This window comes from Paenibacillus sp. FSL H7-689 (assembly GCF_000517905.1).
Lineage (GTDB): Bacteria > Bacillota > Bacilli > Paenibacillales > Paenibacillaceae > Paenibacillus > Paenibacillus amylolyticus.
The window spans coordinates 59,294-68,875 of sequence record NZ_ASPU01000004.1; the positions used below are offsets into that span (position 1 = coordinate 59,294).

At 46.2% G+C, this 9,582-nt stretch carries 10 protein-coding genes and 1 rRNA gene; 1 reads left to right on the top strand and 10 read right to left on the bottom strand.

Annotation, left to right across the window (positions count from 1 at the left end):
• Positions 1-97 precede the first annotated feature (97 nt).
• The 8 genes from holB to C170_RS02745 form a co-directional block, all read right to left on the bottom strand.
• Positions 98-1,069, bottom strand: coding sequence for a DNA polymerase III subunit delta' (gene holB, locus C170_RS02705; protein WP_036606132.1), 972 nt, complete (start codon positions 1,067-1,069; stop codon positions 98-100).
• A gap of 9 nt (positions 1,070-1,078) precedes the next feature.
• The gene (locus C170_RS02710; protein WP_017691389.1) at positions 1,079-1,522 is read right to left on the bottom strand and encodes a YaaR family protein; all 444 of its coding nucleotides are present in this window, start codon (positions 1,520-1,522) and stop codon (positions 1,079-1,081) included.
• A 342-nt stretch (positions 1,523-1,864) separates the two neighbouring features.
• Positions 1,865-2,194, bottom strand: a complete 330-nt coding sequence (locus C170_RS02720; protein WP_017691391.1) for a cyclic-di-AMP receptor — start codon at positions 2,192-2,194, stop codon at positions 1,865-1,867.
• Between the two features lie 61 nt (positions 2,195-2,255).
• Positions 2,256-2,903, bottom strand: coding sequence for a dTMP kinase (gene tmk, locus C170_RS02725; RefSeq protein WP_036606134.1), 648 nt, complete (start codon positions 2,901-2,903; stop codon positions 2,256-2,258).
• A gap of 217 nt (positions 2,904-3,120) precedes the next feature.
• Entirely contained in the window at positions 3,121-3,813 is a 693-nt protein-coding gene (locus C170_RS02730; RefSeq protein ID WP_051446958.1) for an LrgB family protein, read from the bottom strand.
• Positions 3,783-4,211 carry a CidA/LrgA family protein gene (locus C170_RS02735; protein WP_051446959.1) on the bottom strand — a complete coding sequence of 143 codons (429 nt, stop codon included), beginning with the start codon at positions 4,209-4,211 and terminating at the stop codon, positions 3,783-3,785. Before C170_RS02735 ends, C170_RS02730 begins: the two co-directional genes overlap by 31 nt.
• Positions 4,212-4,720: 509 nt before the next feature.
• Positions 4,721-6,547, bottom strand: coding sequence for an aminotransferase class I/II-fold pyridoxal phosphate-dependent enzyme (locus C170_RS02740; protein WP_036606135.1), 1,827 nt, complete (start codon positions 6,545-6,547; stop codon positions 4,721-4,723).
• 259 nt (positions 6,548-6,806) lie between these two features.
• Positions 6,807-6,992: a sigma factor G inhibitor Gin gene (locus C170_RS02745; RefSeq protein ID WP_017691396.1), complete on the bottom strand. Its 186-nt coding sequence runs from the start codon at positions 6,990-6,992 to the stop codon at positions 6,807-6,809.
• Positions 6,993-7,492: 500 nt separating this feature from the next.
• Between C170_RS02745 and C170_RS02750 the strand changes: the two genes are divergently transcribed.
• Entirely contained in the window at positions 7,493-8,017 is a 525-nt protein-coding gene (locus tag C170_RS02750; RefSeq protein ID WP_036606136.1) for a hypothetical protein, read from the top strand.
• A 654-nt stretch (positions 8,018-8,671) separates the two neighbouring features.
• Here C170_RS02750 and C170_RS02755 read toward each other — a convergent pair.
• Both C170_RS02755 and rrf read right to left on the bottom strand, forming a co-directional pair.
• Positions 8,672-9,112: a hypothetical protein gene (locus C170_RS02755; protein ID WP_017691399.1), complete on the bottom strand. Its 441-nt coding sequence runs from the start codon at positions 9,110-9,112 to the stop codon at positions 8,672-8,674.
• A gap of 212 nt (positions 9,113-9,324) precedes the next feature.
• Positions 9,325-9,441, bottom strand: a 5S ribosomal RNA gene (rrf, locus tag C170_RS02760).
• Positions 9,442-9,582: the final 141 nt, after the last annotated feature.

Here is a 9,582-nt window from a genome sequence, read left to right on the forward strand (position 1 = left end):
CCAACCCCACTTCGTCTGAAGCCCCGTCTTCTTAGGGAACCGGCCGAAGTTATAACCGTTTGCATATGATTGGAGCTAACTTTGCCCTCTCCCAGTCTTATGCCAAACCGATCAAAAATTGCTCCAGACAAAGCTGGCCATTGACGTTGAAACGCAATTTTTTTCTGCATGCTGCGGCCATATCCATATAGGAGACCCACTGCTCTGTGCTGCGGGTATGTGCCAACTGAGATAACATGTCTAACTGATCTATAAAAACGATATGTTCATGCCTATCGTACTGAACATACAGCATGTCCCTAAACCATAGATGGAACAAACTGAGTAACATGTCCAGGTGTTCAGAGAGTCCGGTTTTAAAAAGCTTCTGCTGTGCAGAGATCAATGATGTACTTCCTCTACCCAGGGACTCCTTCCCTAATTGTAACATTACGTTTCTAATTTCTGCAAACCAATTCTGCTGGAGAATTTCTCTACATGCTTCCAATCCTGACGCTAAATGGACGGCAGAGCGAGCCAGATTGGCAGGGTGCCCTTCCTCAATTAGTGATTGCAGCATCTCTTCCGGATTCAGTGCGCTGAACGGTACCAATTGGGAGCGTGAGCGGATCGTTGGCAACATGGCCTGTCCATTATCTGTAATCAGGATGCCGACTGCTGGTACCTGCGGTTCCTCCAGAAATTTGAGCAAACTGTTTGCTGCCTGCACCGTCATTTTCTCGGCTTGTTCTATAATATATACTTTGGGATGGCCTGCCTCTGATCGGTATGAAAAAATACGCTGCAGATCCCGGATTTGATCTATTTTAATGTTGTTTCCATCTGGTGCAAGCATGGTTAGATCCGGATGGTTACCATGATCTACCTTACGACATTCAAGACACTGCCCACAAGCGTCATCTTCAAGCTCTGTACAGAATATTGCCTTGGCAAAGGTAATTGCCGTCTTCCGTTGCCCGCTACCAGCTGGACCGCTAAACAAATACGCATGGCTTATTGCCTTACGTCTCAAACTGCTTTGTAACATTTTCTTGGCCGCTTGTTGACCCATAATCTGTTGAAAGGACATACTTCCTCCTCAGAAGCTTAAATTAATAAGCATCCCCCGAATTTCCCCTACTTGTTGTAATAGAGAGATTTTTCCTTCTTCTGTATCCAGCAATTCATCAGCCATGGATAACAGAGCGGAGTCAATTTCATCAATCAGTTTATACCGCTTGCCTCTGCCACGACGATCCCAACCCCTTGTCTCTTTCATGGATACACCGCGACGAACGGTCTCTTCCAGGAACCTTTTAACAAGTTGCTTATACGCCTTCAGTTCACGAATCGTCATGGAACGTGCCAAGCGATCTCCCTGAAGCTGGATTTCACTAAACCGGCGATTCAGTTCAGCTTGTGAGGCCCGTTCCCCCTGGTGATTCATCATATCAGAGAAATTTTTGGATTGAACCGGTTTGGAACCTGAATCAGTAGAACTGATCCCGCTCTGAATCGGTCTGAATCCAGGATTGATTTTCATGGATACGCCCGCTTTCTATCATAGTTAGCCAATCGCCCATCAGCACAGTGCGCGTTGCGCCTGTGCCTGAGAATGAGGCTTTTATATATGCTGATCACACTCTATATATAATGGTAGATACACATCACCATCAAGGACTTGTTCTTTGTAGTCAACCTCTTTCCGAAAGGAACCATTCCCAGCTGGGAAATGCTCATCCGGAAAGAGTATGCTGATTCTTCTCGTCAAGAAAGGCGTTCCGTAAGTGGCACGCACGAACTCTGTTAACTCTTCTTGCATCCATCGTTTCCAACATGCTATCGATCATGAAGGACCCTCATGGGATCCATGCAATAGGTTTAATTAGAAATGTTCGAAGCGATCTACCGGGAGAACAAATACAGTAGCTCCGCCTACTTGAACTTCAACAGGTAGCGGCAGGTAAGAGTCGGTTGTTCCACTCATCGGTGTGACCGGAGTCACGAGCTGTTCACGAACCTTACAGCTGCTGCGAATGACGTTCATTACGGATTCGACTTGACCATCATCGACACCGATCATAAACGTCGTGTTGCCTGCCTTCAAAAATCCGCCCGTACTGGCAAGCTTCGTTGCCCGAAAGTTTGCTTTGACCAATGCGCTGGATAATCGGTTGCTGTCTTTATCCTGTATAATCGCAACAATCAGTTTCATCCTGCATAACCTCCTTTAGAATAAGCACCTTTATCAAATGCCCTGTCTATATATTAGACAATTACTCGTCAAAATCCTTCAAAATCCCTGTCTCCAGCGACAAAATCATTGCTGCCAAGACATCCTCCTGCTTCATGGAAGCATCGATAACTCTGATCCGTTCCGGGAACTGCTCTTTTAATAGGAAGTAACCCTCTCGCACTTTACGGTGAAACTCCAGATTTTCCAGATCCAGACGGTTCACTTCGCGGCCATCATGAGCATCGATCCGGGCAAGCCCCACTTCAGGCTCAATGTCCAGATATAAGGTCACATCCGGCATGAGATCACCAATCGCAAAACGATTAATGGCCCATACATTCTCTATCCCGAGTCCACGGGCGTGCCCTTGATAGACCAGACTGCTATCGACAAATCGGTCACAGATGACTGCTTTTCCAGCTCTCAGTGCAGGCTCTACTTTCTCCGCCAGATGCTGGCTGCGTGCAGCTGCATACAATAGTGCTTCGGTTCGAGCATCCATTGCCGTATGAAGAGGGTCCAGAATAATTGAACGTATTTTCTCCGCAATCTCAATTCCACCAGGCTCTCGCGTAACTACGTAAGGTATACCCCGTTCTTCAAAATAAGAACCTATTCTACCGATCATCGTTGTTTTACCGGAACCCTCTCCCCCTTCCAGCGTAATGAATTTACCTCTGCCCTGCATATGCTTCCCTGCTTTCTATGTCGATAATTGCATCTATTGCTGCTGTAATGGAATATGCTTAGACCCTCTTGCTACAAGATATGATATCTCCCGCCCAGAGGTGTATAGCTACAGCTATATCGGTACGTATTAATAACACCCAGATCATACAAGCTTGTTTCTTTCTATCATACTATAGGTCAGCGGTTACTCCAACATGAACAACAAAGTAAAACATTCAACCGTAGATGATCCATACCCATAATGGAAGCATAATTGATCCGGCAATAGCACTGACAATCATGGAAACTGAACTGAGGGCTACCGCATTCTCTCCATATTCAAAAGACCTTGCCATGCCGAGGGCATGAGATGCTGAACCCAGTCCAATCCCATAGGCATGTTTACTGCGGACTTTGGCCCATTTCAAGAGCATCGGCCCCAATAATATCCCTGAGAATCCTGCAATCATCACAAACAGCGATGTGAATGAGGCATTCCCCCCAACCTGATTAGCAAGTTGAATAGCCACAGGAGTTGTCACTGATTTTGGCAATAAAGCGATGACCATCTCTTGCGGATAGCCGAGCAGAATGGCGATTAAAGCGCCTGTAGCGATACCTGTAATACTGCCTCCGATTGTCCCACCCACAATTGGAATGATATTTTGCTTCAGCACATGCAGATGTCTGGACAAGGGAAAAGCAAGAGATACAACTGCTGGACCCAAGAGCTCCTGTATCCATTTTCCACCCAGCATGTACGTATCCAGCTTTATACCGGAGATCACCAAGATCAGGATCAGGATGGCAGTCGTTGTGAGTACAGGCATAAGTATCGGCCATTTTAATCTTTTATATAGACGAGTAGCTGGAATATATACAGCGATGGTTAGCACGATCATTCCAATTCCGAGGATGAATGCTGACAAGTGATCGCCTCCTTTTTGCCTGAGTGAGACGATCTCCATGTCATAAGCCACTCACTTAATTTGGCAGATATCAGACATGTGATTAATGTGCTAACGATCAAACCCAGAACCAATAACAAGGTGTTGGCTCTAAAAAAATCAAAATGATTAATAATGCCCACAGTTGGCGGGATGAACAACAATTGCAGATGAGATTGAAGCCACGTCGACCCTTCTTCTCCCCAGCTCATTTTGATCCATCCCAGTTGAATGGTGACAAACAATACCATCATGCCCACAATACTGCCTGTTAACGGCAGATGTAATACAGCTTGAATCAAGTTGCCAATCCAATAAAAACCGTACATCAACAAAACTTGCAGGACTATTCCTGTATATTTTTTTAGCGGAATACCCAAAGTGTTCCCTTCTTTCTTATGTCTATCTCTATAAGTTGAACTAAAGCGTGTCTTCAAACTGAACGTGTCTGGAGCAGGGCACGGAGCGGGAGTGCTAACGACCCTGTGACGTCTTATTCAGCGATTTGAAGCGCCCGCAACAATCTAAGGAATCTGAAACACGGTATATTGGAATAACCAGCCGTTTACAGCGTGTTTGTTAGGTCAATATGGTTAATAACGTGTCTCAGGTTCCTTACAAAATAAAAGGAGGACTCGAAGGCTAAATAAGACGTCCTCGGTTTCTTAGAAAATCGTCTGGACAATTCGCCAGGATCAGCAATCCTTGACTTCAAGCTGTTGGACCCTGACATTCTTCAACGTATTGCATGCCTGATTTTGAAGACACACCCTAGCAACTAGATTAATGGCCAAGAGACCCTCACATGTGTAGGGTCCGGTATCGCTATCCGTATTGGTCATATTGCCTACCTATTGGTGAATGCAATTCAGATCCTCATGTGTTCCCTTCATTCCTTCATAACCTTCAATGACCGTAGAGATGCATCGGATACCCCATGAAACTTTGCACCCTCATCCCGCAGGAGTTGTATACGAGCCACCATCGATGTACTAATACGTTCACCCGGATATACAAGCGGAATCCCTGGAGGATACGGGACTACCATCTCAGCTGATCGACAGCCTACGCTTTCTTCTATCGGCACATTGATCGTATTCGTCTCCACAATTGGTTGCAGTGTAAAGGAGATCGGTTCCGAGTAGCGAGTGTTTTCTTGTAAATTGTTCCACGTGGAAATATAATGTGCAGAAACTTTCGCAAGCTGTTGCGATGGCTCTGTATTGGATTGGTTCAGCTCATGCCCATTGGCAGAGCTGATATGGTGTAAAGCCTGCAACAGGTGCTGAGCATCTTGCACCGTTGAGCCCAGGCTGAAGAGCAAGACGACGTACCGTTCGTCGCTCATCTCGGGCACACAGCCGCATGCTTCCAGCTGCTGCTGTAGCCCATAACCGCTCAGCACCCCTGCGCCGTCATAGATGACGGCCTTGAATGGGTCCTGAGCGGTATACCCCGCGGCAGATGGCATAGCCGCCGCGGTCAGACCCTCCCGTGTCTGCTGCGCAGCGGACACGGACATGCCAGCCGGCTTCGCTGTTCCGGCTGGCGGTTCTGGCTGCAGCGGCTGTGCAGGCTGCAGCAACTGGAAGCGCGGCAGCTCCGCGAGGCCGCGCTTAAAGGCATTCACGGCGGCGAGCCCCGCCGTGAATGTGTTCGCGCCCTGCACATGCAGCAGCCGGCGCGCCAGATCAAGCGAAGCCATCACCGGGTATGATGGGCTTGAGCTTTGCACCATGGCCAGGCGCTGCCTTAACAGGGACCGGTTCAACCGCGGTCCCTGAATGTGCAGCATGGCACCCATGGTGAAGGCCGTCAGCATCTTATGTGTCGACTGCACGACACCGTCTGCTCCGCATGACAGTGCAGAGACAGGCAGCTCCGGATGCTGCCCATAATGCGCGCCATGCGCTTCATCCACGAGCAGTGGCATGCCAGCAGCGTGGCATACCTCGGCTATGGGCGTCAGATCAGCGCCCATGCCGTAATAATTAGGCAAAGTGACCAATACGCCCTTTGCCTCAGGATAGGACTGGACAGCAGCCTGCACCGTCTCCACCGACGGCATGACCGCAAGTCCAGACACAGGATCGACCCACGGCTCCAGAAATACAGCTCTTGCGCCTGCCAGCATTAAACCGTGAATAACGGATTTGTGAACATTCCGTTGCACCAGTACTATACTGTTTGGCTCGTCACACACGGTGAGCAGTAAGGACAGATTACCTGCTGTACTGCCTCCCACAAGGAAGAAACTCTCCTCAGCGGCAAAACAATCTGCCGCAAGCTCCTGTGCTTCCTGGATTACACCTTCCGGATGGTGCAAATCATCGGTGCCCGTAATCTCCGTAACATCCATCTCCATCATCTCCAGAAATGAACGCACCGGTACCAGTTCTAATTCCGAGTGAGCCCCTTCAACGCTGAGTCGTTCCACGCTCTCCAGATCAGCCCCATGTTCACCCACCGAACTGAAACGCTCTACCTTCTGGTTAAAATTCTTTTCTCCATCATTCTGGATCTCTCTGTTATGCGGGTATTCCTCATTGACGATATCCTTAACTGGAGGTTGCCCTGCTTCTGCTTGTTCTACCAAATGTCGATAAGCTTGTCCATTCTTATGCCCAGGCACATGAAAAGAACGCTGCTTCGAATCACGATACGCAAGCAACGCTTCATATAAAGGGGCACTACTTGCTTTATTTTTATGATCCATGAAATAACCATCCTGTACATATATTATGTGCGCCCGATGCGTTCCAAAAAATGCATCCTAATCTAAGCAACGCCCTTCTTCCCCATCTCCACACGCGTTACTGCAAATGATCTATACCATTATATCAGCATACGCCTTCCCAAGATGTCATACAAGGCAATCTCTCCTCTTAAAAACAGAAAAAGGCCCATTGGGCCTCTATACACATCAGCATCGTTACAATGTGATGTTTCGCTTCTACTTCTATTAGCAACATTTATTATGCGTTTTTTTGTACCCAAATTTGCTTCATTTGATGAATAAAATAATTGTACTTGGCATCCTGCGCGTCGGTATGAACCATTTCTGCTTCACAAGTGTCACATATGAATTCAGATACAATAAAAATGCCTTCTCTTTTTCTTTGCTCGCAGATAATACATGTGTGTTCGGCATGTTCTTCCATGAACCATCCCACCTTGTTTTACATTTACTATCAGTATTGCACAGTTTCTATTATTTTAAACATTTTCATAGTGCTTTCTTTCTATAAAATATATATATTCGCCCACCCCCTCTTGGGTGTCTGTACCGAAAAATACATTCATTCTCCCTACAAGAACATTCACCTGCTTATGTATATACAGTAATCTTACAATCCATCGCATTTACCTCTACATCACGTATCCCTTGGCCTGACTCAAACTTATATTCAATTTCCTTAAAAAAACTTGGAATCCCAGCCGATATATAATACATGATAACGATATCAAAGCCTGACAGTCCGTGTATTCGGGAGTATACTGAGATAAGCTCCGTCGAATCTCAATATCTTGTACAATCGTCATGGCGTGAGATACAAGGTTCATATATACATACATGTATGATTCATTCCCTTTTACTCGTGTAAGAACAATGAATACCTACCCCACACAAACGTGAATCCGAAGGAGGATATATAATCGTATGATCGCCGAACCGGAGAATAAAGCAACATTTTATCAATACCGGCTTCTGAAAAAAAAGGCTATCGCCCGCAGTGTCATTTACAGCTATCTGTGTCTGCCGGTCATCATGCTCTTATTCAATCTACTCGCATTCTCCTGGACTGGCCTCTTCTTTTTTGTACTGGCAGGTCCAATCACCATCTGGATTCATTATGTCATCGCCAGAACGATATTACTGCTGGTCCGTACCTCTTACGCCAAACGCTGGCGCTGGAATATGCGTATGCCCTGGTTAGGTTATATCCCTGATCAGCATTTCAGCTTCCGTATGTTTGTCCGGGTACACCTTAACATGAGCTGGATTGGACTATGTATCATTACAGTATGTTTGATATGGTCGCCATTGTCCTTCACCCTCTCGCTGATCTTCTGGCATTTGTGGTTGCTGGGTCCTCGCTTGTATGTTGTAATGGTTCTCTCCCGTGAGCGCAAAGACGGACTCATTAAATTGAATGAACAAGATGTCTCATATTATCTGCAATAACACTCCCTCATTTATGCAATACTCAATGTACCTTACTTACTTGTAATACATAACCGCTGAGCCCTTCGAATAATCTGATGCAAAAACATAATCGTGTATCGTTCAGTTGACTCAGCCTCACATGCTCAAATAAAGGTTATCCACTGTGGATAACTTTTATTTATTGTTCCCTTCTCATCCATTATCCACAGCATGGGCATAGTTAAATGAGTTATCCCCACTCGTGGCTCCGTTCTTCTCCTCTTTTCCTCCCGCTGCTCCATATCCTCATAACCCCAGATATCTCGTAGATCTTACACCTTTAAGCGATCTCTCACTCAGTCTCAGCTCTATCCCCCTTATGGTCGCTTCCATCAGCCTTTCATTACCTCAATACCTTTATGCAACTTATATCTCTCCCCCTCTACTTTTAGCGCTCCACACTCCCCTATGCTTCAAGCACACATACCACCTATACGTGTACAAAAGAAGCTGCTCCATTCCTTCTGAACATGTATGACCACTGATCCACCATACGTGATAGCTTCTCCAATCATTACTAAAACCTAATTCGCCAAATAACAAAAAGCCCCCGATCAAGTACACGGGAGCTTTACTATATTATAAGGAACATCACAGCGTTAATTAATCATACCAAACCATACCTGAACCAGCTCAATCATCTTCAGCCAATGATTTAACTGTCGTTTGAGTAGCATCATTTCTAGGAACCATTAGTGTAAAGGAACCATCATGTACTGCTAAATGCACAGTATGTCCTTCCTTTGCAAATACACGCAAGGTACTGGATTCATTGGATGTACCCTTGGCTTGCCTCTCTGTCCAACCCCAGCTTTTAATCTCGTCTAGATATACCTCAGGCAAGCTAGTACTCTCACTAATACCAGACAGCGTATATCGAACATAATCCATATCCGAATTATTTTCAGACTGGTCAGATTTATTCGCTACTTTCGGCACCGGAAAACTCTTCTCGTTCACCGCGCCTTCATATGAAGTCCATACAGATCCTGAAGCTTCACCGCATCCTGCTAGAACAACGGTCAGACAAAGCAACAGAAATGATTGTAGTCCAAGTCTCCGCCAACTTAACACACACACCCTCCTTTTCACAGCTGCACATTCCAGCTCTGTGGTCAGGTACTTTTAGCATATTTAACATAGTCCTATTATACTGGTTTTGCCGCTGTTATCCGTAACAAAAATGTTACCTTCCAGTATCGATCATGTCAGAGCTTCCACTTATCATATTTAATCCTTATAAACAAATAAAAACCACCACCGAATATCATCGGCAGTGGTTCTTTGCTTGGCGGCGTCCTACTCTCCCAGGACCCTGCGGTCCAAGTACCATCGGCGCTAGAGGGCTTAACGGTCGTGTTCGGGATGGGTACGTGTGGAACCCCTCCGCCATCGCCACCAAACGCGTAGCTTACATTTCAGAGTTGTTGTTCTCTGAAAACTAGATTCGAAACGAAACACGCGATTTACAACTTGCTATTGGATAAGCCCTCGACCGATTAGTACTGGTCAGCTCCATGCATTGCTGCACTTCCACCCCCAGC

Excerpts from the sequence above, each read along its gene's own strand:
- holB (WP_036606132.1), bottom strand. The coding sequence starts at position 1,069 with ATGTCCTTTCAACAGATTATGGGTCAACAAGCGGCCAAGAAAATGTTA.
- C170_RS02710 (WP_017691389.1), bottom strand. The coding sequence starts at position 1,522 with ATGAAAATCAATCCTGGATTCAGACCGATTCAGAGCGGGATCAGTTCT.
- tmk (WP_036606134.1), bottom strand. The coding sequence starts at position 2,903 with ATGCAGGGCAGAGGTAAATTCATTACGCTGGAAGGGGGAGAGGGTTCC.
- C170_RS02750 (WP_036606136.1), top strand. The coding sequence starts at position 7,493 with ATGATCGCCGAACCGGAGAATAAAGCAACATTTTATCAATACCGGCTT.
- C170_RS02745 (WP_017691396.1), bottom strand. The coding sequence starts at position 6,992 with ATGGAAGAACATGCCGAACACACATGTATTATCTGCGAGCAAAGAAAA.
- C170_RS02740 (WP_036606135.1), bottom strand. The coding sequence starts at position 6,547 with ATGGATCATAAAAATAAAGCAAGTAGTGCCCCTTTATATGAAGCGTTG.
- C170_RS02720 (WP_017691391.1), bottom strand. The coding sequence starts at position 2,194 with ATGAAACTGATTGTTGCGATTATACAGGATAAAGACAGCAACCGATTA.